This is a genomic window from Rhizobium hidalgonense, from assembly GCF_005862185.2.
GTDB lineage: Bacteria > Pseudomonadota > Alphaproteobacteria > Rhizobiales > Rhizobiaceae > Rhizobium > Rhizobium hidalgonense.
This window is the reverse complement of sequence record NZ_CP054027.1, coordinates 4,128,413-4,152,271: the sequence shown is the minus strand read 5'-3', so window position 1 is coordinate 4,152,271 and position 23,859 is coordinate 4,128,413. Positions and strand designations below refer to the sequence as shown.

Below are 23,859 nucleotides of genomic sequence, written 5' to 3'. Positions count from 1 at the left end.
GGGACCCTACGTTCAGACCTGCAGGATCGAGGAGACGAGCAGCTGCGTGTAGGGTTCTCTGGGATCGTCGAGCACCCGGTCGGTGAGCCCGTGTTCGATGACGTAGCCATCCTTCATCACCATCATCCGGTGCGACAGAAGGCGGGCGACGGCGAGATCATGGGTGACGATGATGGCGGACAGGCCGAGATCATTGACGAGGCCGCGCACCAGATCGAGCAGGCGCGCCTGCACCGAAACGTCGAGGCCGCCAGTCGGTTCGTCCATGAAGACCAGGCGCGGGCCGGTGACGAGATTGCGGGCGATCTGCAGGCGCTGGCGCATGCCGCCGGAAAAGGCGCGCGGCTGGTCGTCGATGCGGTCGGTATCGATCTCGACGCGTTCGAGCCAGTCGATCGCCGAGGCGCGGATCTTGCCGTAATGCCGGTCGCCGATCGCCATCAGCCTTTCGCCGACATTGGCGCCGGCCGAGACCGCCATACGCAGGCCGTCGGCCGGGTTCTGATGCACGAAGCCCCAGTCGGTGCGCATCAGGAAGCGCCGCTCGGCCTCGTTCATGCGGTAAAGGTCGCGGTAAGTGCCGTCGCGCATGTGATATTCGACGCTGCCGGTGCTCGGCAGCAGCCGGGTGGAAAGGCAGTTCAGCAGCGTCGTCTTGCCGGAGCCGGATTCGCCGACGACGGCGAGCACTTCGCCGGGCCAGAGCTCGAAGGAAACGTCGCGGCAGCCGATACGGTTGCCATAGAATTTCGAAACGTCATGGACTTTGAGAAGCGGGATATCGCTCATTCTGCAGCCTCCCGGGCCAGCATGTCGCCGGCATGCCCCTGCGCGCGGCGGTCTTCGCAATGATCGGTGTCGGAGCAGACGAACATGCGCCCGCCCTTGTCGTCGAGGATCACCTCATCGAGGTAGACCTCCCCTGCGCCGCAGAGCGCGCAGGGCTTGCCGAAGCGCTGGATCTCAAAGGGATGGTCTTCAAAATCGAGGCTGACGACGTCGGTATAGGGCGGCACCGCATAAATGCGTTTCTCGCGTCCGGCGCCGAAGAGCTGCAGCGCATCCGACATGTGCATCTTCGGATTGTCGAATTTCGGCGTCGGCGACGGATCCATGACATAGCGGCCATGCACCTTGACCGGGTAGGCATAGGTCGTGGCGATGCGGCCGTTGCGGGCGATGTCCTCGTAGAGCTTCACATGCATGAGGCCGTATTCCTCGAGCGCATGCATCTTGCGCGTCTCGGTTTCGCGCGGTTCGAGAAACCGCAGCGGCTCGGGGATCGGCACCTGGTAGACGAGTACCTGGCCCGGCCCGAGCTTTTCCTCGGGGATGCGGTGGCGGGTCTGGATGATGGTCGCTTCGCCGGTATGCGTCGTCACCGCGACATTGGCGACCTTCTGGAAGAAGGCGCGGATCGAAACCGCGTTGGTCGTGTCGTCGGCGCCCTGGTCGATCACCTTCAGCACGTCATCCGGCCCGATGATCGAGGCCGTCACCTGCACGCCGCCGGTGCCCCAGCCGTAAGGCATCGGCATCTCTCTGCTGGCGAAGGGCACCTGGTAGCCGGGAATAGCGATTGCCTTCAGGATGGCGCGGCGGATCATCCGCTTGGTCTGTTCGTCGAGATAGGCGAAGTTGTAGCTGGCCAGATCGCTCATTCGGCGGCTTCCTTCATGTCTTCGCCACCGTTGCGGGCGGCTTCGAATTCGCGGCGCATGCGGCGGACGAGATCGAGTTCGGCCTGGAAGTCCACGTAATGCGGAAGCTTCAGGTGCTCGACGAAGCCGGTCGCCTGAACATTGTCGGAGTGCGAGATGACGAATTCTTCGTCCTGGGCCGGCGCGGTAATATCCTCGCCGAGCTCTTCAGCCCGCAATGCGCGATCCACCAGCGACATCGCCATCGCCTTGCGCTCGCTCTGGCCGAACACCAGGCCATAGCCGCGGGTGAATTGCGGCGGCGCCTTGGCCGAACCCTTGAACTGGTTGACCATCTGGCATTCGGTAACCTGGATGACGCCGAGCGAGACGGCGAAACCGAGCTCCCGTACGTCGAATTCAACCTCGACCTCGCCGATGCGGATTTCGCCGGTGAAGGGATGGTTGCGGCCGTAACCGCGCTGGGTGGAATAACCGAGCGCCAGCAGGAAGCCTTCGTCACCGCGGGCAAGCGCCTGCAGGCGCAGATCGCGGGTCATCGGAAATTCCATCGGCTCGCGTGTGAGGTCGCCGATCTCGTGATCTTCCGGCATGTCGCCGTCGGCCTCGATCAGCCCCTCCTCGCCGAGAATCTCGGAGACGCGCATGACGCGGCCGGTCTCGGCCTCGCGCTGGGCGGGTTCCTCGACCGCCTCGTCGGATAGCAGCGAGGGATCGAGCAGCCGATGGGTATAGTCAAAGGTGGGCCCAAGCAGCTGGCCGCCAGGCAGATCCTTGTAGGTCGCCGAGATGCGGCGTTCGATCGTCATAGCAGCCGTGTCGAGCGGCTTGGAATAACCGAAGCGCGGCAGCGTCGTACGATAGGCGCGCAACAGGAAGATCGCCTCGATCATGTCGCCGCGCGATTGGCGCACGGCCAGCGCTGCGAGCCTGCGGTCGAAAAGCGAGGCCTCGGCCATGACGCGGTCGACGGCGAGGGCAAGTTGTTCGACGATCTGCTCGATGCCGATCGCCGGCAGCGAACGGTCGCCGCGGCGGCGGTCGGCAAGCAGCCGGTGGGCATTGGCGATGGCGGCCTCGCCACCTTTGACGGCAACATACATGAGCTCAGATCTCCGTTGCTGTGATCTTGGTGGTGCGCGGCAGGCAGATGAAGCGTCTGCCCGAGGTCAGCACGATGTCGATGCCGCGCGGAAAGAGAGCGCGGTTCTCGGTCCAGAGCCGCAGAAAGGTCTCGGGCAGGCCGACAGGCGCAATCTTCGCGACAGTCTGGATGCCTGGGCCCATCAGCGCCAGCCTGCGCCCGCTCTCCAGTTCGGCAAGCTCGATGATCAAGGTCGTCGAACGGTCGGGATATTCCTGCGTGCCCGATGCAAACAGCCCGAAGGGGCAAAGTGCGGTGCCGGCTTCCGTAAAGGCGAAACGCGCCTCGGCCTTTTCGGTGGTCAGCGGCGCGCCGGTGTGGAAGCCGAGCCATTCCGGCACGGCGGATTTCGCCAGCCCCTGGGAAAGCCAGACTGATGTGTCGTGGTCGCAAAGCGTCAGCGCGATCGCGCCGGCGGCGATGCCGAGCGGTGCCGGCGGCGCGGCATCGGGCTGAACCGTCTGGATCGTGCCGGGCCGGGCCATGCCGTCCATCAGCATTTTGAAGACACTCTGGGCGTGGAAGACCGGTTCGGCAAAGCCGCCGGTCAGAGCTTCCGTCTTCAGAACCATCAGTTGTCTCCCCGCACCATGGTGAAGAAATCGACGCGGGTGGCGGCCGTCTCGTCGGCCTTGCGGCGCTCAGTAGCGGCGATCCGCTCGGCGATCGGCAAAAGCAGCGCCTGCTCGACGAAATCCTGCGTCGCCTCCTCTTGCCAAAGGGCGTCGAAGATCGCCGCAAGCCGGGCCTTCTCGCGGTCGGTGCCGAGCGCCTGCGCATGGCCGATCGAGCCGGAGTCGAGCCGGACGGTCGCCCGTGTCACCGTCACCTCGCCGAGATTGAAGGACGCTCCGCCGCCGCCGATGCGGCCGCGGACCATCACCAGCCCTGTCTCCGGTCCGCGCACCGCATGCGCCGCAGGCTTTTGCGGCAATGCATCCCAGACCGCCTGGAGTTCGCTGCGTTCCGCGCGCGCCAGCAGATCGGCGGCGCGTTTGCGCCCGGATGCCGTCTGTGACGCAGCGTTTTTCCTGTCCACTGAGATCATCGCCGCTTTCCTTTAAATGTCTATTGATATAGACAACCATACAAGCTATGTTTAGTCCTAAATCGATGTCATGACAAGCGTGTGACGCCGTCGGTTGAAATGACGGGGCAGGGGTGGAATGGCAGGATTGAAGCAGGTGCAAAGACAGACCGGCGTGGCGCTCTGGCGCCAGATCGCCGACCGGATTCGCGAGGCGATCAGCACCGGAACCTATGACGAGGCGGGAATGGTGCCGCCGGAAACGATCCTGGCGCAGCAATTCGGCGTCAACCGGCATACGGTGCGCAGCGCTTTGGCGGCCTTGGCGCAGGAGGGAATCGTGCGTGCGGTACAAGGTCGCGGCACGCTGATCGAGCGTAAGGAGCGGCTGAATTTTCCGATCACCAAGCGCACGCGCTTCACCGCCGGCATCGGCGATCAAGCGCGCGAAATGCGCGGCCTTCTGCTTGATGATGTCACGGAGGAGGCGAGCGCCGAGATCGCCCGCTGGCTCGGCCTGAAGCAGGGAGCGCAAGTCATCCGCCTGGAAACATTGCGCCAGGCAGACAAGCGCCCGGTTTCAAAGGCGACGAGCTGGTTTCCTGCCGCACGCTTCGCCGGCATCGGTGAGGCCTACCGCAAGCACGAATCGATCACCAAGGCCTTTGCCGACCTTGGCCTGCCGGACTATGTGAGGGCGACGACAGAAGTGACGGCCGCCCATGCGAATACATCAGACTTGGCCGACCTGGAGCTCACCCCCGGTGCGATCCTGCTGATCGCCAAGGCGATGAACACCGATCTCGACGGTGTGCCGGTGCAGTATTCGATCAGCCGCTTCGCAGCCGACCGGGTTCAGTTCACCATCGAGAATTGAGGGCAGCCTTCCCCGTCGGGACAGGGAAGGCCACTGGATTCAATGTGCGCCGGACATATCGCCGAGCACTTCCTTGGAAGCCACGGTGGAATCAGCCTTCAGCTTGTAAACCATCGGGACGCCGGTCGCGAGGTTGAGGGCGAGCACGCCTTCCTTGGTCAGCTTGTCGAGCACCATGACCAGCGAGCGCAGCGAATTGCCGTGTGCGGCAACCAGAACCTTCTCGCCGCGCAGCACGCGCGGCAGAATCTCGGTGAGGTAATAGGGCCAGACGCGGGCGCCGGTGTCGCGCAGGCTTTCGCCACCCGGAGGCGGCACGTCGTAGGAGCGGCGCCAGATATGCACCTGCTCCTCGCCCCATTTGGCGCGCGCATCGTCCTTGTTGAGGCCGGAGAGATCGCCATAGTCGCGCTCGTTCAGCGCCTGGTCGCAAATCGTCTCGAGATCGGGCTGACCGACCTTGTCGAGGATGAGCTTCAGCGTGTGCTGGGCCCGCACCAGAGCCGAAGTATAGGCGACGTCGAATTTGATCCCGTATTCGGCCAGCGCCTTACCACCGGCATTGGCTTCCTCGATGCCGAGCTCGGTCAGATCGGGATCCTTCCAGCCGGTGAAGAGATTCTTCAGGTTCCAGTCGCTCTGGCCGTGGCGAACGAGGACGAGGGTACCGCTCATGAATTAGCCTCCGTGATATCGTTATGAAGAAGAGAGCCCGAGCACGTCGAGCATGGAATAGAGACCCGGCTTCTTGTCGCGCGCCCAGAGTGCGGCCTTGATGGCGCCGCGCGCAAAGATCGAGCGGTCGGCTGCGCTGTGCGACAGGGTGACGATTTCGCCTTCGCCGGCGAAGAGCACCGAATGTTCGCCGATGACGGAGCCGCCGCGCAGCGTCGCAAAGCCGATCGTGCCGGCCTCGCGGGCGCCGGTATGGCCGTCGCGCACCCGGACCGATTTCGAGGTCAGATCGATGCCGCGGCCCCGTGCGGCGGCATTGCCGAGAAGAAGCGCGGTGCCGGAAGGCGCATCCACCTTGTGCTTGTGGTGCATTTCCAGGATCTCGATATCCCAGTCGGCGGGCTCGAGCGCCCGTGCGGCCTGCGCGGCGAGCACGCCGAGCAGATTGACCCCGAGGCTCATATTGCCTGACTTGACGATGCGGGCATGGCGGGCGGCCGCCGCGATCCTGGCATCGTCGTCGGCCGAACACCCGGTCGTGCCGACGACATGGACGATGCGGGCCTGCGCGGCCAGCCCCGAGAATTCCACGGTCGCGGCGGGCGAGGTGAAGTCGAGCACGCCTTCGGCATGCAGAAAGGCGTTGAGCGGATCGTCTCCAATGATGACGCCACTGGGGCCGAGGCCGGCAATCTCGCCGGCATCCTTGCCGATAAAGGGCGAGCCGGCGCGCTCGACTGCGGCATGCAGTGTGGCGCCCTCGATGGAATCGATGAGGCGGATCAGCGTTTGGCCCATGCGCCCGGCTGCGCCAACCACCACCAGTTTCATCGCAGCATCGCTCATCTCAGGTCTCACCAGGTCAGTTTGAATCGGAGGCTGAAGGCCTCTGCAGATTGTTGAGGCGAGCGTAAAGACCGTCGCTGACCTTCGCAAGCGTCTCGTGATTGCCTTGCTCGACGACGCGGCCCTGCTGCATGACGACGATCTTGTCGGCGCGCACCACGGTCGAAAGCCGGTGGGCGATGACGACGACGGTGCGGCCGGTCATCGCCTCGTCGAGCGCCTTCTGCACCGCCGCCTCGGATTCGGTGTCGAGGGCCGACGTCGCCTCGTCGAGCAGCAGGATGGGCGCATTGCGCACCAAGGCGCGCGCAATCGACAGTCGTTGGCGCTGACCGCCCGACAGCGTCACGCCGTTTTCGCCGACTGCCGTGTCGTAACCCTGCGGCTGTGCCGAGATGAAGTCATGCGCATAGGCAAGCCGCGCCGCTTCTTCCACCTCGGCGTCCGTCGCTTCCGGCCGGCCGTAGCGGATATTGTCGCGGATCGTGCCCTCGAACAGGTAGGGCTGTTGCGAGACATAGGCGAGCTGCTGGCGCAGCGACTTCTTGGTGATGTGGGCGATATCCTGTCCGTCGATCAGGATTTCGCCTTCACGTGGATCGTAGAAGCGCGGAATGAGGCTGATGACGGTGGATTTGCCGGCGCCGGAAGGACCGACCAGCGCGGTGGTGGCGCCGCCCTCGGCGATGAAGCTCACGCCGCTCAGCACGCTCTCATTGCCGTAGCCGAAGGAAACATTGCGGAATTCGATTCTTGCTTGCGTCACCGTCAGCGGCTTTGCATCCGGCAGGTCGCGCTGGCGCGGTTCCATGTCGAGCAATTCGTAGATCATCCGCGCATTGACGACGGCACGCTCCATCTGGACCTGCAGGCGGGCAAGCCGGCGGGCCGGGTCATAGGCCAGCAGCAGCGCCGTGACGAAGGAGAAGAAGGCGCCCGGCGGCACATTGAAGTAGATCGAGCGGTAGGCGGCATAGGCGAGCACGCTGGCGACCGCAAAACCTGCAAAACTCTCTGTCAGCGGGGAGGTGCGTTCGGAAAGCCGGGCAATCCGGTTCGCCCGGCTTTCGGCGCCGGTGATGAGTTTGTTGACCTTGCGCTCCAGTTCGTCTTCCATCGTGAAGGCTTTGACGATGGCGATGCCCTGGATCGTCTCTTGCATGGCGCCGAGCACGTGGCTGTTCAAATGCACCGCCTCGCGGGTCGCCGAGCGCAGCCGCTTGGAAACATAGCGCAGCGCATAGAGCAGCGGCGGCGCCATGATGAACACCGCAAGGCTGAGCAATGGATCCTGGAGGATCATCACGCCGAGCAGCGAGATGAAGGTCAGAAGGTCGCGTACCGTCGAAGTGATCGTCAGGTTGAGCACGTCGCGGATGCCGCTGACGTTCTGGCTCACCTGCGCGGCGATATGGGCGGAGCGCGCCTCGCTGAAGAAGCCGACCGAAAGCGTCATCAGATGCGAATAGAGCCGGCGCTGGTAACGCGCGACGATATTGTTGCCGACCTTGGAAAGCGCCACCGCCTGGCCGTAGCTCGCAAAACCGCGCAGCACGAAAGCGATGAAGATCGAAAGGCAGATGATCCAGACGACGTCGGCGCGGCGGTTGGCGAAGGCCTCGTCGATGATCGCCCGCATGATCCAGGCGGTAAACGCCGTCGAAAGCGCCACCACGATGAGACAGACAATCGCAAAGACATAGCCCCAGAGATGGTCGCGGCCGTTTTCAGCGATGATGCGTTTCAGGATGCCGGTTACGGTATCGCTGCTGACGCTCTGCGTTCTGCTTTCCGCCGCTTCCAAAAATGAGGTTTCCTGTCTCGGACCAGCGCCCCGCGAAGGCGAGGCGCACTTTTGCCCGGGTCTATAAAGAGTTGGGACCGGTTTGGCTAGAGCGCCGCGCGTCCGGACAGGACGCGCTTAGGGACGCTCTGTTTGCCGTGCGCGCCGCGCCTAACGCCGCCAGCGGCGCCCCTCCGTCGAGACGCCGAAATTGGCGGGCATGCGGGCATAGGAGGAAAGCCCGGCAAGCGCCGCCAAAGGATGCGTAACCACATAGGTCGGGATGGTGCGAAGGAGGCCGGTATGCGGCGCCTTGTCCTCGAAGGCCATGCGGAATTCCGGTCTCTTCAGCGCCGGCAGGATCTTCTGGGAGATGCCGCCGGAGAGATAGACGCCGCCGCGCGCCATGAACACCATCGCCATGTCGCCCGCCACGCGGCCGAGATAGGTGGCAAACAGCGCGACGGTCTCGACGGCCGCCTTGTCGCTGCCGGCTAGCGCGTGCGAGGTGATGTCGGCCGGATCCTTCATCGTCGGCTGGATGCCGTCGACGACGCAGATGGCGTTATAAAGATTGACGATACCGCGTCCGCAAAGGATCTGCTCGGCCGAAACACGGCCTTCGATCGTTTCGATATGCGGGAAGAGCTGATAGTCGCGTTTGCTGCGCGGTCCGAGATCGATATGGCCGCCTTCGCCGGGGACCGGGATCCAGCTGTGCTGGGCATGCACCAGCCCGCCGACACCGAGTCCGGTGCCTGGTCCGAGCACGACGCGGGAAGCGATCATGTCGCCGGTGGCCTCGCCGATGCGTTCGCGGTGCTCGTCCGAAAGGGCGGCGACTGCCAGCGCCTGTGCCTCGAAATCATTGACGACGAGCACGTCCTCCATGCCGAGGCCCTCGATCATCGTCTTTGGCCGCACCACCCAGTCGCAATTGGTTAGCGGGATCTCGTCGTCGTTGATCGGGCCGGCGACAGCAAGGATCGCCGAGCGCGGCTGCACGGCGGTCTTGTCGAGCACGCCCTTTTGGATCGCTTCGTCGATCGTGGCAAAATCCGCCGTGCGCACGTTCGGAAACTGCTTCGGCTCGGCATAGGCATCGGTCAGGATGGAGAAGCGGGCATTGGTGCCGCCGATATCGCCGATCAGGATCGGGAAAGGCAGCGGAGCGGTGCTGTGGTTCGGTTTTGGCATGGCCGGTTCCGTGCTGATCAGGCTTCGAGTGTGGGAAGAAGTTTTATAGCGGTCGCGTGGTTGAGCGCCATCGGAATATCGTAAACGATCGCCAGCCGCATCAGCGCCTTGACGTCGACATCGTGCGGCATCGGCGTCAGGGGGTCGACGAAGAAGATCAGGGCGCCGACCTCACCGGTCGAAATCAGCGCGCCGATCTGCTGGTCACCGCCGAGCGGTCCGCTTTTCAATCTGGTGACGTCGAGATCCGGGGCCGCGTCAAGGACGCGCCCGCCAGTGGTGCCGGTGGCGACGATCTTCCAGCGGGAGAGCAGGTCCCTGTTGGCGCGGGCGAAGTCCGCCATGTCGTCTTTTTTCTGGTCATGCGCAATCAATGCTAGGCATTTGCCGCCGGCCATCAAGCCCTCCGCCCGAACAATTCAATCGATTTGACCGCTTCTATACCAACAGTTTGCGATTTGAAAGACAAGGCACCGGCGCTCCTTACTGGATCGCCGGCTTGTCGTTCGGGACTGGGCCGACATCGGGCAGTTCTCCGTCGGCATCGGCGGCGGGTTCCGCAGCTGGAGCTGCGGTGAGCGCGCTTGCAGCGGAAGGCCCACCATAGGTGGCGGCTTGCATCGAGGCGACGGAAGCGGCATCGAGCACGGCGGCGCAGGCCTTCGGCAGGTCGGAGACCATCATCTCGCGCGGCGGCTTCGGCGGCTTGGCGCCGGGCTTAGGCGGCTTCGGTGGCGCCCAAGGGGCCGGCGTAAACCAATAGGCAAGCGACTTGTCGCAGCCGTCTCCTGAGGCGACAGGCGCTTGCGGCGTGCATCCGGCAGCACCGGGCGGACATTTGATGCGGATATGGAAATGCGAGTCGTGGCCGTATATCGGCCGGAGCTTACCAAGGTTGGTGCGGTCGCCGGTCCAGGTGTCGCACATCTTCTTCTTGATCGCCGGATTGACGAAGATGCGCTCCACTTCAGGATAGCTCGCCGCCAGCATCAGGAGCCGCGCCCGCGATTGCGTCCACACCTTGGGATCGACGGTCAGGAACTTGTCCTTCTGCAGCATGCTGGTGAAGGGCATGTCCTCGCGCTCCTGGGCCGTCATGCGGCGCGCCGGCATCGGCGTGAACCAGATATCTGCGTCGAGGCCGATCTGATGTGAGGAATGGCCGTTAAGCATCGGGCCGCCGCGCGGCTGCGCGATATCGCCGACGAGGATGCCCGGCCAGCCGGCATATTTGACCGCATCCTGCGAAAACCGTTCCAGGAGCGCGATCATCGCCGGGTTGCCCCAGCGACGATTGCGCGAAAGCCGCATCGCCTCCCAGGTCGGCCCGTCGGCCGGTAATGCCACCGCGCCGGTCATGCAGCCCTTGGCATAAAAGCCGATCGGCTGCGCCGGTCCCTGCGTCGGCAGCCCGACGGCGCCGAACTGGCCCTTGGCACTGCCGGGGCTCGGCGTCTTCTGCTCGGCGCCGACATCGCCGGCGGCAAGGCTTGCACCGATTGCGCCGGCAAGCGTCAATTTGCCGAATGTCCTGAAAGCCTGAGCGAAGCCGAAAGCCATACTGTTTCCTTGAAGCGCTGCCGAAGTGATTTGCCGCGAATCTACCGTGAAAAGCAATTTTGGTGAATCGATGTTTTGGCTGGCGGCGATAGGCGGCGGCGGTGACGGATCGCCGCAGCGTTGCGGCCGCCTGCAATTCCGATGAGGTCTTCAACCTTGGCGCGGCCCAGCAAGGTCAAAATTTCGCGAGCCCGGCAAAAACCAAACTCTCTCCTGTTTTTCGCCCGTATTTTTCGTATTGTCGAACCCACCAATAATTAGGGGAAAGCGTGAATGACGGCTTTGTGGTCGAAGATCGGTTTGGTTCTGACGCTTGCGGGAGCCTTAGCGCCCATGACGGCAACAGCTCAGGACCAGCCCTTTCAGATTGGCAGCTCGGTCATCAGCGAGATGAAGTACGAGCCGGGCTTTGCGCATTTCGACTACGTCAATCCCGATGCTCCAAAAGGTGGAGATCTGCGTCTTTCCGCAAGCGGCGCCTTCGACACCTTCAACCCTCTACTGGCAAAAGGCCAAACGGCGATAGGCCTGTCTCTTGCTTACGACACGCTGATGAAGCCGGCCGATGACGAACTTCTCGTCTCCTACGGCCTGCTTGCCGAGGGGCTATCCTATCCCAATGACGTCTCCAGCGCGACCTTTCGCCTGCGCAAGGAAGCAAAATGGGCGGACGGTCAGCCGGTAACTCCGGAAGATGTCATTTTCAGCCTGGACAAGACGAAGGAATTGAACCCCGTCGCCGGGAACTATTACCATCACGTCGTCAAAGCGGAAAAGACCGGCGATCGGGATGTCACCTTCACCTTTGATGAGAAGAACAATCGCGAATTGCCCAACATTCTCGGCCAGTTGATGATTGTGCCGAAACATTGGTGGGAAGCGCCCGGAGCGGATGGCAAGCCGCGTGAAATTACCAAAACAACGCTGGAGCCCGTAATGGGCTCCGGGCCTTACAAGATTGCTTCCTTCTCGCCTGGCGCAACCATCCGTTATGAACTGCGCGACGACTACTGGGGCAAGAATCTCAATGTGAATGTCGGCCAGAACAATTTCCGCAATGTCATCTACACCTATTTCGGTGACCGCGATGTTGAGTTCGAAGCCTTTCGCGCCGGCAATAGCGACTATTGGCAGGAGACAACGGCTGCCCGCTGGGCAACTGGATATGATTTTCCTGCAGTGAAGGAAGGACGCGTCAAGAAGGAAGAGGTTGCAAATCCCCTGCGCTCCACTGGCATTCTGCAGGCTCTTGTCCCGAATATGCGGCGTGACCTCTTCAAGGATATCAGGGTCCGCGAGGCGCTGAACTACGGCCTCGATTTCGAGGAGTTGAACCGCACCGTTGCCTTTAACAGTTACAAGCGCATCGACAGCTATTTCTGGAATACCGAGCTCGCCTCCTCCGGTCTGCCGCAGGGGCGGGAGCTGGAAATACTGCAAGACCTGAAGGACAAGATTCCACCGGAGGTCTTCACAACGCCTTACACCAATCCCGTCGGCGGCGATCCGCAGAAGAGCCGGGACAACCTCCGAAAGGCGATTGCGCTTCTGAAAGAAGCCGGTTGGGAGCTGAAGGGCAATCGCATGGTCAATACCAAGACCGGCCAGCCGATGAGTTTCGAGATATTATTGTCGAGCCCCATGTTGGAGCGCTGGGCAGTGCCTTATGCCAGCAATCTCAAGAAAATCGGCATCGATGCGCGAGTTCGGACAGTCGACGCTTCCCAAGCTGTCAACCGCGAACGCAGCTTCGACTTCGATATGATCTGGAATGTCTGGGCGGAGACAATGAATCCGGGCAACGAGCAAGCCGACTATTGGGGATCCGGCTCGGTCAACCAGCAGGGTTCTCGCAACTACGCCGGCATTGCCAACCCAGCCGTCGATGAGCTCATCCGCATGATTATCTTCGCGCCGAACCGCGATGAACAGGTCGCTGCGATCAAGGCAATGGACCGGGTATTGCTGGCAAATCACTACGTCATCCCGCTATTCTACCGCGATACCGTTAATCTCGCCTATTGGAACACTGTCACGCATCCTGCCGAGTTTCCGGCCTACAGCCTGGGCTTCCCCGATGCCTGGTGGTCGACCTCGGCAAAATGAGCGGGCTTGCAATACAGGGGCCCTCGGCTCCAAATGGCACGGGCGAATCACGACAAGCCGGCAGCGCCGGCAAGGAAAGGCTGGCGGATTGAGCGGCATTGGACTGGACGGCAGGCAGGCAAGAAGAAGATTTCCGGAGGCTGAGGGCTGATGGGTGCTTATGTCCTTCGCCGGCTGCTTTTAATGATCCCGACCATCATCGGCATCATGGCGATTTCCTTCACGGTCATTCAGTTCGCGCCCGGCGGCCCGGTCGAACAGGTGATCGCCCAATTGACCGGCCAGGCCGATAGCGCCGATCAGCGCCTGTCCGGCGGCGGCGATCTCCTCGGCGGCGGCGGCAGCGACGAAGGCTCTAAATATCGCGGCGCCCAGGGGCTCGATCCGGAACTGATCGCCAAGCTGGAAAAGCAATTCGGCTTCGACAAGCCGCCACTGACCCGTTTCGGCGAGATGATGTGGAATTACATCCGTTTCGATTTCGGCGAGAGCTTCTTCCGCAACACCTCGGTGCTTGAACTCATCAAGGAGAAGCTGCCGGTGTCGATCTCGCTCGGCATCTGGATCCTGATCTTCTCCTATGCCATCTCCATCCCACTCGGCATCCGCAAGGCGGTCAAGGATGGATCGACCTTCGATGTCTGGACATCGGGCGTCATCGTCGTCGGCTACGCCGTGCCGAGCTTCCTCTTCGGCATTCTCTTGATCGTGCTGTTCGCCGGTGGCTCATTCTATGACTGGTTTCCGCTGCGCGGCCTCGTCTCCGACAATTTCGACCAGCTGGCCTGGTGGCAGAAGCCGCTCGATTATTTCTGGCACCTGACCTTGCCGTTGATTTCTCTGTCGCTCGCCGCCTTCGCCACGACGACCCTGCTCACCAAGAATTCCTTCATCGAGGAGATCAAGAAGCAATATGTCGTCACCGCTCGCGCCAAGGGGCTGAACCAGCGGCAGGTGCTCTACGGCCATGTCTTCCGCAACGCCATGCTGATCATCATCGCCGGTTTTCCCGGCGCCTTCATTTCCGCTTTCTTCACCGGCTCGCTGCTCATCGAGAACATTTTCTCGCTGGATGGCCTCGGCCGCCTTGGTTACCTCTCGGTCGTCAACCGGGATTATCCGATCGTCTTCGCGACCCTCTACATCTTCTCGCTGCTCGGCCTCGCCGTCAGCCTGATCTCTGATCTGATCTACACCTGGATCGATCCGCGCATCGATTTCGAGCGGAGGGATGTCTGATGGACGCCGCCGCAAATCCTGCCGTCGCAACTCCCGTCAAGCCGCCGCGCAAGGGGCTGTTGTCGCCGACCAACATCCGCCGCTGGCAGAATTTCCGGGCAAATGGCCGTGGTTACTGGTCGTTGTGGCTGTTCCTGCTGCTTTTCGTGCTCAGCCTGTTTGCTGAATTGCTCGCCAACGACCGACCGATCATCGCCTCCTACAAGGGCGAAATCCTTTTTCCCGTGTTGATCAATTATCCCGAGGAGAAGTTCGGCGGCTTCCTTGCCGAAACCGACTATCGCTCCTCGGTGATATCGGACGAGATCAACGCCAATGGCTGGATGATCTGGCCGCCGGTGCGCTATTCCTACCGCTCGGTCAATTCAAATATTCCGCATTCGGCGCCGACCGCTCCCTTCTGGCTGATGACCAAGGAGGAGCGCTGCTCCGGTTATCCGCAAGGGGTGAACGATCCCGGCTGCACCTTCGGTAATCTCAACTGGCTCGGCACCGACGACCAGGCCCGCGACGTGCTGGCGCGCGTCATCTACGGCTTCCGCATATCGGTGCTCTTCGGCCTGGCGCTGACCATCTGCTCGGCGGTCATCGGCGTGACGGCAGGGGCCGTGCAGGGTTATTTCGGCGGCTTGACCGATCTGCTGCTGCAGCGCTTCATCGAGATCTGGTCGTCGATGCCGGTGCTTTACATCCTGCTGATCATTGCCGCCATCCTGCCGCCCGGCTTTTTCGTGCTGCTCGGCATCATGCTGCTCTTCTCCTGGGTCAGCTTCGTCGGCGTCGTACGCGCCGAATTCCTGCGCGCCCGCAATTTCGAATATGTTCGCGCCGCCCGCGCCCTCGGCGTCAACAACCGCACCATCATGTGGCGCCACCTGCTGCCGAACGCCATGGTCGCGACGCTGACCTTCCTGCCCTTCATCCTCTCCGGCTCGATCACGACGCTGACCTCGCTCGATTTCCTCGGCTTCGGCATGCCGCCGGGCTCCCCCTCGCTCGGCGAGATGATCGCCCAGGGCAAGTCCAACCTGCAGGCGCCATGGCTTGGGCTGACCGCCTTCTTTGCCATGTCGATCATGCTGTCCCTGCTGATCTTCATCGGCGAAGCCGTGCGCGATGCCTTCGATCCGAGGAAGACGTTTCAATGAGTGACATGACAGCACCGCTCCTTTCCGTCCGCGATCTCTCCGTTGCCTTTCATCAGGGCGGCGAGACGTCGCTTGCCGTCGATCATATCTCCTTCGATATCGCCAAGGGCGAAGTCGTGGCGCTGGTCGGCGAATCCGGCTCCGGCAAGTCGGTGTCGGCGAATTCGATCCTGCGGCTTTTGCCCTATCCCTCGGCAAGCCATCCTTCCGGCGAGATCCTATTCAAGGGCGAGGACCTCTTGAAGGCATCGGAGCGGGCGCTGCGCGAGGTCCGCGGCAACGACATCACCATGATCTTCCAGGAGCCGATGACCTCGCTCAATCCGCTTCATACGATCGAGAAGCAGATCGCCGAGATCCTGGCGCTGCATCAGGGTCTCAGCGGCCAGGCGGCGCGTGAGCGGGTACTGGAATTGTTGAACCAGGTCGGCATCCGCGAGCCGGAAAAGCGATTGAAGGCCTATCCGCACGAACTGTCAGGTGGCCAGCGCCAGCGCGTCATGATCGCCATGGCGCTTGCCAACCGGCCCGAACTGTTGATTGCCGACGAGCCGACCACCGCGCTCGACGTCACCGTGCAGGCGCAGATCCTCGAATTGCTGCGGCAGCTGAAGACCGTGCACGGCATGTCGATGCTGTTCATCACCCATGATCTCGGCATTGTCCGCAAATTCGCCGATCGCGTCTGCGTCATGACCAAGGGCAGGATCGTCGAAACCGGAACGGTTGACGAGGTCTTCGCCAATCCCAAGCACGAATATACCCGCCATCTCCTTGCTTCCGAACCGCGCGGCGAGCCGCCGCTTGCCGATCCGTCGAAACCGGTGGTGATGGAAGGTTCGGACATTCGCGTCTGGTTCCCGATCAAATCAGGGCTGATGCGCCGCGTCGTCGACCACGTGAAGGCGGTCGACGGCATCGACCTTTCGCTGCGCGCCGGCCAGACCCTCGGCGTCGTCGGCGAGTCCGGTTCCGGCAAGACCACGCTCGGGCTGGCGCTCACCCGGCTGATCTCCTCGCAAGGCCGGGTTGCCTTTGTCGGCAAGGATATAGCCGGCTATTCGTTCAATGAAATGCGGCCGCTGCGCAATCAGCTGCAAATCGTCTTCCAGGATCCCTACGGCTCGCTCAGCCCCCGCATGTCGGTCGGCGATATCATTGCCGAAGGCCTGAAGGTGCATGAGCGCTCGTTGACCTCGGAAGAACGCGACCAGCGCGTCTGCTGGGCGCTGGAGGAAGTCGGTCTTGATCCGCTGACCCGCTGGCGATATCCGCATGAATTCTCCGGCGGCCAGCGCCAGCGTATCGCCATTGCCCGCGCCATGGTGCTGAAGCCGCGTTTCGTCATGCTCGACGAGCCGACCTCGGCGCTCGACATGAGCGTGCAGGCCCAGGTGGTCGATCTGCTGCGCGATCTGCAGCAGAAGCACGATCTCGCCTACCTCTTCATCAGCCATGACTTGAAAGTGGTGAAGGCACTGGCCAACGACGTCATCGTCATGCGTTTCGGCAAGGTGGTGGAGCAGGGGCCGTCAGCGGAAATCTTCCGCGCGCCGAAGGACGATTATACCAAGGCGCTGTTGGCGGCCGCCTTCAACATCGAGGCGGTGCCGACGCCCGCCGTGCAGCAGTGAAGATGATCATGCCCAAACCTCCTCCCGTTCTCGTCGATATCAAGTTCAATCCCGAAGGCGTCGCCCGGGTGCTGAAGACGGCCTTTGCCGATCGCGGCAGCATCAATCTCGCCGATCCGACCGATCGGACGCGCGATCTCCGCGAGGCCGAATATGCGCTGCTCTGGAAGCCGGACGCCGACCTCTTTACGCGGGCGCCGAACCTCAAGGTAATCTTCTCTGGCGGCGCCGGCGTCGACCATATTATCGGGATGGATGGCCTGCCGGAGATCCCGATCGTCCGTTTCGTCGACCGCAGTCTGACGACCCGCATGAGCGAATGGGTGGTCATGCAATGCCTGATGCATCTGCGGGGGCAATATGCCCATGACAGCCACCAGCGGCAGCGCCAATGGGCCAAGCTGATCGCGCCTGAAGCGGCGGAGGTAACGGTCGGCGTCATGGGCCTCGGCATTCTCGGGCTGGATGCGGTCGCCAAGCTGAAGGTCATGGGTTTTAACGTCATCGGCTGGTCGCGCACCCGCAAAGAGATCGCCGGCGTCGAAACCTTCGATGCCGGCGAGATGGACAGCTTCCTCGGAAAGACCGACATCCTCGTCGGCCTGCTGCCGCTGACGCCGGAGACGACAGGGTTCTATGATAGCGGGCTATTCAAAAAGCTGCGCAGCAACGGCGCGCTCGGGCGGCCGGTCTTCATCAATGCCGGCCGCGGCAAGAGCCAGGTCGAGGCCGATATCGCTTCCGCCATCCTGAACGGCATCCTCGGCGGTGCTTCCCTCGACGTCTTCGAGGTGGAGCCGCTTGGCCCCGACAACACGTTGTGGGAATTGGAGAATGTCTTCATCACGCCGCACGACGCGGCGGTCTCCGAAGAAAACGCGCTGTTCCGTCATGTCGAGATGCAGATCGCCCGTTTCGAGCGCGGCGAACCGCTGGAATTCGTGGTCGACCGCGCTGTCGGCTATTAAGCCTCCCGGAACCTTCCAGACGGCCACCCGTTTCCTCTGCTGAGTTCTTCATGGCTGGATGGCCGTCAAGACGGCGGAAGGAGACGATGATGGCGCATCAGACGGAAACACGCTGGGAAAAGTCCGACGGCAAGCTTCACAAGGAAGAGCAAATCGCGCCGGTGAAGGCAAGACAGGGTCGCACGGGTTATCGTATCCTGCTGGTGCTGCTGGCCGCACTGGTGCTCGCTTTCGTGGTCTGGATCCCGGTCGAGATCTGGGGCAAACGCGAAGCGGATCAGGTGGCTCCACAGCAGCCCGGTCAGCAGCTTCAGTCGCAGCAGCCTGGCGCCGCACCTGCGCCGACGCTTGAGAACGGCAAAGCCATTCCGACCGAGACTGAGAATACGACGCCGGCCGCTCCGAACGTCGCTCCTGCAGCACCGGCCCAACCCGCAGCGCCAGCGCAATAAGTGTTGGGCAGGTGACTTTCGCATCTCGCCGCCGTGCGACGGCGGGGTGCCTATTGTTTTGTCTGGACTTTCTCTGCCGATTTTTCGATAAGAAGGCGCACGAGCCGGTTTCGTGCGCCGGCCCCGCACTTGGCAGCACTCGGGAACTGGGCAGCACCTGACCGGAGTGGACAGGGGCGGGAATTTCATGGCCAGGACCGATATCGCAAGACGCGTCTACAATCACGCTTGGAAGCTCGATCCGATCGTCCGCAGCCTGATCGATACCGACTTCTACAAGCTGCTGATGCTGCAGATGATCTGGAAGCTCTATCCCGAGGTGAACGCGTCCTTTACCCTCATCAACCGCACCAAGCGCGTGCGCCTCGCCGATGAGATCGACGAAGGCGAATTGCGCGAGCAGCTCGATCATGCCCGCACGCTGAAACTCTCCAAGAAGGAGATGATCTGGCTGGCGGGTAACAGCTTCTACGGCCGCGCCCAGATCTTCGAGCCGGAATTCCTCGCCTGGCTCTCCAACTTCCAGCTCCCCGAATACGAGCTGTCGAAAAAGGACGGGCAATATGTGCTGGATTTCCATGGGTCCTGGAAGGAAACCACCATGTGGGAGATCCCGGCGCTCGCCATCGTCAACGAGCTGCGGTCGCGCTCGGCGATGAAGGCGCTCGGCCCCTTCACCCTCGACGTGCTCTATGCCCGCGCCAAGGCGAAGATGTGGTCGAAGGTCGAACGGTTGAAGGAACTGCCGGGTCTGCGCATCTCCGATTTCGGCACCCGCCGCCGCCATAGTTTCCTCTGGCAGCGCTGGTGCGTCGAGGCGCTGAAGGAAGGCATCGGCCCGGCCTTTACCGGCACCAGCAACGTCTTGCTGGCGATGGATTCCGATCTCGAAGCCGTCGGCACCAATGCCCACGAATTGCCGATGGTGGCTGCCGCCCTTGCGCAGACCGACGAGCAGTTGCGCAATGCGCCCTACAAGATCCTGCGCGACTGGAACAAGCTCTATGGCGGCAATCTTCTGATCGTCCTGCCGGATGCCTTCGGCACCGCCGCTTTCCTGCGCGACGCGCCGGAATGGGTCGCCGACTGGACCGGCTTTCGCCCGGACAGCGCGCCCCCGATCGAAGGCGGTGAAAAGATCATCGAATGGTGGAAGAAGATGGGCCGCGATCCGCGCCAGAAGCTCTTGATCTTCTCCGACGGTCTCGATGTCGACGCCATCATCGACACCTACCGGCATTTCGAAGGCCGTGTGCGCATGAGTTTTGGCTGGGGCACCAATCTGACCAACGATTTTTCCGGTTGCGCGCCGACCGAAATCTCCGGCCTCAACCCGATCTCGGTCGTCTGCAAGGTCAGCGACGCCAACGGCCGCCCGGCGGTAAAACTCTCCGACAATCCGCAGAAGGCGACCGGCGAACCGGCGGAGGTCGAGCGCTACCTGAAATTCTTCGGCGCAGAAGACAGGATCGATCAGACCGTTCTGGTGTAGCTCCGCGACAAGGCAGCGCCGCCATCGCGTGGCGCATTGCCATGGCCGGCCATTGCATCCTCGATCGACCAACCGAAGCGCCAGGCGTCGAACATCGAATACCATTCCTGGAAATCGGTGATCGGCAGGATATCCGGCTTCGACATCGGATTGTCGGCCAGGCTGCGGCCGCGTGCACGATCCCGTACACCACGCTCCTGCATCTCAAGCAGAGTCTCGAACATCATCACCCTCCGATCCTATTCGAATACTTTATGCAAGCATCCTAATAAAGCATTGTCGAGTCCGGATGTGATGATTCCGGTTTTTCACAGGATTAGCCCCAATGCGCTAGTACAGGAAATAATGAAGACCGGAATGGCTAGGTATCATGCGATTACGATTAACAACAGCGTGACGGGGAGGCTCGGCTTCCTGGCTGGGGTCCGCCGCCAAGCCTCCCGGCTGGCCGACCTTGAACAAGCCGGTAGCGTCGACACGTTGCCGCCTTCCGGCCGTTGCGATCCAACCAAGATGATAGCGAAGGTTAAAGGACCGTTAATATCCACCGGACCCGTCCCGATCCCGCACACTACCGTGGGCCGGCGGCATTCTCCGGCTGGTCAGGCAGCCAGTCTCCGAAACCGGGTTCTGATCCGGTCGAGGTAATAATGGCCGGGAGACGGCGCCACTGTCATCGCATGGGCTTCCGAGGACGGCACGCCGTCGAACAGACGTTCCTCGCCATTCTTGAAACAAATCCTGAGCCGCCCGTCTTCCTGGCTGAAATAGACGGATTTGATGATCTTCGACTTCACGGAAAGTTCTTCCACCTGTTTAGTCTCCGTTTTTTAGTTTGGCAGAAGATAAACCAAAACGTGCAAAGACGCGGTGAAGCGGCATGGTAAAAATTCTGGAATCCTGCCCAGGTTATGGGGACGTCAATCGCCACCGTCGCCACACTCGACACTACCGATTGCCGGCTTCTGCGGGGGTTCGGTGGGAACTTGCTGAAAAAGAAAGATCGACGTTTGACAGCACCATGTTTTAATGACGATATCTTCCATCCAGAGGTGAGGTATGGCAGGGTGCAATGTTAGGTGAAGCGATTTCCTTTGTAAGACGTAATCTGTCGTTTGTGTGTGTTGTTGTCGCAGCCAATTGCGCACTGGTTGCTTTTGATGACTACAGCGGTGGAAACAAAAGTAATTCAGCGCAATTTTTCGTTGCTTTGTCTTTTGGATTCTTCATTCAGAAAGCAATATTAAATGGAGATGAGAAAGTTTCAAACCTGACCGACAAGCGTGGGTTTGGCGGCTACATCTGGAAGAACTTGCTTATCATGCTGGTCGTCATTGGAATCGGGATTGGTGCCCCTGTCGCATTCGGCGCCGCTTCCCTGTCAAAGAACGTATTTCTACTCTTATGCCTTGCGGTGATCGCAATCATCCTTCCGCTGCTGCTTGCGCTTGTCGGAACCTGGCCTATTGCCGGAATTGCGGGCTCTAATAGCGGACTTTCAGCCGCCTTCAGCCGAGGGAAACGCGGTTTGGCTCCCACCTTTTTGCGGCTGTTTGCCGGACTTTTTCTTCCCTTCATCGGTGCTTTGATATTGATGACGGCAGCAACATCGATGTCATACGAAGCCGATAGCATCTTCTCGGACGGAAAACTGAACCTCATCGCTTTGGCAATACTGGTGATTTGTCAATGGGCGTCGATATTCGGTCTGTGCTACGTTTCGATCGTCTTGGCTCGCAAACTGCTGAGTTCCGAGGCTCCGCGGCCTCCATTCGGAGGACGTCAAGGGAATGCGATCGCAGCGACGAGCGTCTCGGAAGTTTTCGAATAGGACCTACAGCGCCGCACGTCTTTTTAGACGCGCAAAGGACGTTGTAACACTCTGAATCTACGCGTCGGCCCGAATCGATTCCGATTTTTGGGCCGACTCGCTGGTCGCGATTATGCTGAGCCGCTGACAGGCTTCCAATATCTGCAAGAATCAGGGGCGTTGAGCTGCTGCCACACGCAATGGATAAGGCTGGTACAGCCCTGCGAAGGAAAGAAGCGGAGGTTTTAACGAATATGGCGGACAGGGTGGGATTCGAACCCACGGTACGCTTTCACGTACACACGCGTTCCAGGCGTGCGCCTTAAACCACTCGGCCACCTGTCCTTCTTGGGCGTTCGCGCCTGGATAGGAGCAAATCGTCGGAACGGCGCGATATATACCGATGAATTTTTGTCGATCAACCGAAATCTAACAGTTTTTTGACTTCTTCAGATAAAACTCGCCTCCGCCCGTCCATTGTGCTTCACATCATCGACGACTATGTAATTCTCAAGGTGAGGAATGGCGCGGGTTCGCCGGAATTGTCCCGGCATATCGAAGCGTCGGAGGAGTTGATGCGTTTCCTGTTGCGTCTGGCCAGCCTTGTCGCGCTTGCGGCGGCCGTTATTGCCGGGACCATCGATTCGATCCAATCGGTTGCGGCGTCAGCAGTGGTGGTGACGCCCATTTCCGATGCCTGGCAGGATGTCAGCCCGACAACCCTGACGTCGCTGCAAACCTCCCTTTCCTATTATATTCACCCACGTTTCTACGCTTTCATCTTCCAGTGGCTGATGCTGCAGCCGGCCTTTGCCGTTTTCCTGGTGATCGCGCTGCTTCTCTGGATGATCGGCTACAAGAAGCCGCCGATAGCCGGTCGCTTCACCGCATAGGCAAGCGGGTCCCGCCGCCACGGCCCGGCCGGGATCTGGCCGGCCGCCGTATGGCCTCGACACGACTGTCGGATTGCCGTGAAATTTTGCATCCCGGCAGCGGAAATGTCTAAAAATCAGCCCCAGGGAATGGATTTTCAGCAATCGCTGCAAATCTTTACCGCCTGAAAAATTTCTGGTGAATTTTTCCGTGAGCCATGCAAGGATGCGCGCAGCCAGGCCTCCGGGGGGAGGTCGGTGGTTCCGCAGACATGTCCGAAAAGGGCTTGCGGGAGGACCCCTAACGAATAGCAACAACAGGGCTGCACAATGAAAAAATCCCTTCTCACTCTCCTTGCCGTGGCTGCCATGTCGACGACGGCGCTTGCCGCCGATGTCAAGCCGGCGCTGGTTTACGGCACCGGCGGGAAGTTCGATAAGTCTTTCAACGAAGCGGCCTATAACGGCGCTGAGAAGTTCAAGGCCGAGACCGGCATCGCCTATCGCGACTTCGAGCCGACCGGCGACACCCAGGGCGAACAGGCCATCCGCAACTTCGCAAGCCGCGGTTTCAATCCGGTGGTTGCCGTTTCCTTCGCCTGGACCTCGGCGATCGAGAAGGTTGCAGCCGAATTCCCTGATACCAAGTTCATCATCGTCGACTCCGTCGTCGACAAGCCGAACGTCCGCTCGGTGGTCTACAAGGAAGAAGAAGGCTCCTACCTCGTCGGCATTCTCGCTGGCATGGCATCGAAAACAGGCAAGGTCGGCTTCGTCGGCGGCATGGATATTCCGCTGATCCGCAAGTTCGAATGCGGTTACGAACAGGGTGCGCGCGCCGCCAAGGCCGATGTCGAAGTTTTCCAGAACATGACCGGCACCACGGGTGCAGCCTGGAATGACCCGGTTCGTGGCGGCGAGCTCACCAAGAACCAGATCGATCAGGGCGCCGACGTTATTTACGCGGCAGCCGGCGCCACCGGCCTCGGCGTTCTGCAGACCGCTGCCGACAACAAGAAGCTGTCGATCGGCGTCGATTCCAACCAGAACCATCTGCATCCGGGCTCGGTGCTGACCTCGATGGTCAAGCGCGTCGACCTCGCCGTCTACAACGCCTATAGCGACACCAAGAACGACAAGTTCACCGGTGGCGTCCAGGCGCTCGGCGTCAAGGAAGATGGTGTTGGCGCCGCGATCGACGACAACAACAAGTCGCTGATCACGCCGGAAATGCAGGCGGCCGTCGACAAGGCAAAGGCCGATATCATTGCGGGGACCATCAAGGTTCACGATTATACCTCGGACAATGCTTGCCCGAAGTGATCCGCGCCCTGATGTAATCGACGATTGAGATCGGGCGTATGGCGG

At 61.3% G+C, this 23,859-nt stretch carries 24 protein-coding genes and 1 tRNA gene; 11 read left to right on the top strand and 14 right to left on the bottom strand.

What is annotated here, in order from left to right; all coding sequences use genetic code 11:
- Positions 1–12: 12 nt before the first annotated feature.
- Genes phnK through phnG form a run of 5 tightly spaced genes read right to left on the bottom strand, consistent with a single transcriptional unit; the run spans position 13 to position 3,853 of the window.
- Positions 13–789 carry a phosphonate C-P lyase system protein PhnK gene (phnK, locus tag FFM81_RS20270; protein ID WP_138386117.1) on the bottom strand — a complete coding sequence of 259 codons (777 nt, stop codon included), beginning with the start codon at positions 787–789 and terminating at the stop codon, positions 13–15.
- Complete coding sequence (locus FFM81_RS20265) at positions 786–1,661, bottom strand: alpha-D-ribose 1-methylphosphonate 5-phosphate C-P-lyase PhnJ (protein ID WP_138386118.1); 876 nt, start codon at positions 1,659–1,661, stop codon at positions 786–788. The genes phnK and FFM81_RS20265 overlap by 4 nt, the downstream gene beginning before the upstream one ends.
- The gene (locus tag FFM81_RS20260) at positions 1,658–2,764 is read right to left on the bottom strand and encodes a carbon-phosphorus lyase complex subunit (protein ID WP_138386119.1); all 1,107 of its coding nucleotides are present in this window, start codon (positions 2,762–2,764) and stop codon (positions 1,658–1,660) included. Before FFM81_RS20260 ends, FFM81_RS20265 begins: the two co-directional genes overlap by 4 nt.
- Before the next feature lie 4 nt (positions 2,765–2,768).
- A complete protein-coding gene (gene phnH / locus FFM81_RS20255; protein WP_138386120.1) occupies positions 2,769–3,377 on the bottom strand; it encodes a phosphonate C-P lyase system protein PhnH in 609 nt (202 codons plus the stop codon).
- Positions 3,377–3,853 (bottom strand): phosphonate C-P lyase system protein PhnG, encoded by a 477-nt coding sequence (gene phnG / locus FFM81_RS20250; RefSeq protein WP_003571132.1) that lies wholly within the window; start codon positions 3,851–3,853, stop codon positions 3,377–3,379. The genes phnH and phnG overlap by 1 nt, the downstream gene beginning before the upstream one ends.
- A gap of 118 nt (positions 3,854–3,971) precedes the next feature.
- Here phnG and phnF point away from each other — a divergent pair, with 118 nt between their 5' ends.
- On the top strand, positions 3,972–4,709 hold the full coding sequence (phnF, locus tag FFM81_RS20245; protein WP_003571130.1) for a phosphonate metabolism transcriptional regulator PhnF: 738 nt from the start codon (positions 3,972–3,974) through the stop codon (positions 4,707–4,709).
- Positions 4,710–4,748: 39 nt separating this feature from the next.
- Here the strand turns inward: phnF and FFM81_RS20240 are convergent, their stop codons facing one another.
- The 6 genes from FFM81_RS20240 to mepA form a co-directional block, all read right to left on the bottom strand.
- The gene (locus tag FFM81_RS20240) at positions 4,749–5,384 is read right to left on the bottom strand and encodes a 2,3-bisphosphoglycerate-dependent phosphoglycerate mutase (protein WP_003571128.1); all 636 of its coding nucleotides are present in this window, start codon (positions 5,382–5,384) and stop codon (positions 4,749–4,751) included.
- A 21-nt stretch (positions 5,385–5,405) separates the two neighbouring features.
- The gene (gene dapB / locus FFM81_RS20235) at positions 5,406–6,230 is read right to left on the bottom strand and encodes a 4-hydroxy-tetrahydrodipicolinate reductase (RefSeq protein ID WP_003571126.1); all 825 of its coding nucleotides are present in this window, start codon (positions 6,228–6,230) and stop codon (positions 5,406–5,408) included.
- Between the two features lie 16 nt (positions 6,231–6,246).
- On the bottom strand, positions 6,247–8,034 hold the full coding sequence (locus FFM81_RS20230; protein ID WP_003571124.1) for an ABC transporter ATP-binding protein: 1,788 nt from the start codon (positions 8,032–8,034) through the stop codon (positions 6,247–6,249).
- A 150-nt stretch (positions 8,035–8,184) separates the two neighbouring features.
- Complete coding sequence (locus tag FFM81_RS20225) at positions 8,185–9,210, bottom strand: glucokinase (RefSeq protein WP_003571122.1); 1,026 nt, start codon at positions 9,208–9,210, stop codon at positions 8,185–8,187.
- Between the two features lie 17 nt (positions 9,211–9,227).
- Positions 9,228–9,608: a methylglyoxal synthase gene (locus FFM81_RS20220; protein WP_003571120.1), complete on the bottom strand. Its 381-nt coding sequence runs from the start codon at positions 9,606–9,608 to the stop codon at positions 9,228–9,230.
- Between the two features lie 85 nt (positions 9,609–9,693).
- The gene (mepA, locus tag FFM81_RS20215; protein WP_003571119.1) at positions 9,694–10,770 is read right to left on the bottom strand and encodes a penicillin-insensitive murein endopeptidase; all 1,077 of its coding nucleotides are present in this window, start codon (positions 10,768–10,770) and stop codon (positions 9,694–9,696) included.
- 273 nt (positions 10,771–11,043) lie between these two features.
- Here mepA and FFM81_RS20210 point away from each other — a divergent pair, with 273 nt between their 5' ends.
- The 7 genes from FFM81_RS20210 to pncB all read left to right on the top strand — a co-directional run bounded on the left by FFM81_RS20210 (position 11,044) and on the right by pncB (position 19,809).
- Positions 11,044–12,876: an extracellular solute-binding protein gene (locus FFM81_RS20210; RefSeq protein ID WP_138386121.1), complete on the top strand. Its 1,833-nt coding sequence runs from the start codon at positions 11,044–11,046 to the stop codon at positions 12,874–12,876.
- Between the two features lie 150 nt (positions 12,877–13,026).
- Positions 13,027–14,115 (top strand): microcin C ABC transporter permease YejB, encoded by a 1,089-nt coding sequence (locus tag FFM81_RS20205; protein WP_025417489.1) that lies wholly within the window; start codon positions 13,027–13,029, stop codon positions 14,113–14,115.
- A complete protein-coding gene (locus tag FFM81_RS20200) occupies positions 14,115–15,263 on the top strand; it encodes an ABC transporter permease (RefSeq protein ID WP_003571113.1) in 1,149 nt (382 codons plus the stop codon). Before FFM81_RS20205 ends, FFM81_RS20200 begins: the two co-directional genes overlap by 1 nt.
- Positions 15,260–16,897: an ABC transporter ATP-binding protein gene (locus FFM81_RS20195; protein WP_138386122.1), complete on the top strand. Its 1,638-nt coding sequence runs from the start codon at positions 15,260–15,262 to the stop codon at positions 16,895–16,897. The genes FFM81_RS20200 and FFM81_RS20195 overlap by 4 nt, the downstream gene beginning before the upstream one ends.
- A gap of 8 nt (positions 16,898–16,905) precedes the next feature.
- A complete protein-coding gene (locus FFM81_RS20190; protein WP_138386123.1) occupies positions 16,906–17,865 on the top strand; it encodes a 2-hydroxyacid dehydrogenase in 960 nt (319 codons plus the stop codon).
- Positions 17,866–17,951: 86 nt separating this feature from the next.
- On the top strand, positions 17,952–18,317 hold the full coding sequence (locus tag FFM81_RS20185) for a hypothetical protein (protein ID WP_172643043.1): 366 nt from the start codon (positions 17,952–17,954) through the stop codon (positions 18,315–18,317).
- Positions 18,318–18,504: 187 nt separating this feature from the next.
- A complete protein-coding gene (gene pncB / locus FFM81_RS20180; protein ID WP_003571105.1) occupies positions 18,505–19,809 on the top strand; it encodes a nicotinate phosphoribosyltransferase in 1,305 nt (434 codons plus the stop codon).
- Here the strand turns inward: pncB and FFM81_RS20175 are convergent.
- Positions 19,791–20,033 (bottom strand): CrpP-related protein, encoded by a 243-nt coding sequence (locus FFM81_RS20175; protein ID WP_003571104.1) that lies wholly within the window; start codon positions 20,031–20,033, stop codon positions 19,791–19,793. The genes pncB and FFM81_RS20175 overlap by 19 nt on opposite strands.
- Before the next feature lie 378 nt (positions 20,034–20,411).
- The gene (locus FFM81_RS20170; RefSeq protein WP_003571103.1) at positions 20,412–20,621 is read right to left on the bottom strand and encodes a KTSC domain-containing protein; all 210 of its coding nucleotides are present in this window, start codon (positions 20,619–20,621) and stop codon (positions 20,412–20,414) included.
- Positions 20,622–20,881: 260 nt separating this feature from the next.
- On the opposite strand from FFM81_RS20170, the gene FFM81_RS20165 reads away from it, so the two are divergent.
- Positions 20,882–21,640, top strand: coding sequence for a hypothetical protein (locus tag FFM81_RS20165; protein ID WP_128398434.1), 759 nt, complete (start codon positions 20,882–20,884; stop codon positions 21,638–21,640).
- A gap of 234 nt (positions 21,641–21,874) precedes the next feature.
- Here FFM81_RS20165 and FFM81_RS20160 read toward each other — a convergent pair.
- Positions 21,875–21,964, bottom strand: a tRNA-Ser gene (locus FFM81_RS20160).
- Positions 21,965–22,194: 230 nt separating this feature from the next.
- Between FFM81_RS20160 and FFM81_RS20155 the strand changes: the two genes are divergently transcribed.
- Both FFM81_RS20155 and FFM81_RS20150 read left to right on the top strand, forming a co-directional pair.
- Positions 22,195–22,512: a hypothetical protein gene (locus tag FFM81_RS20155; RefSeq protein WP_003571101.1), complete on the top strand. Its 318-nt coding sequence runs from the start codon at positions 22,195–22,197 to the stop codon at positions 22,510–22,512.
- 309 nt (positions 22,513–22,821) lie between these two features.
- The gene (locus FFM81_RS20150; protein WP_003571100.1) at positions 22,822–23,814 is read left to right on the top strand and encodes a BMP family lipoprotein; all 993 of its coding nucleotides are present in this window, start codon (positions 22,822–22,824) and stop codon (positions 23,812–23,814) included.
- The last annotated feature ends 45 nt before the right edge of the window (positions 23,815–23,859 follow it).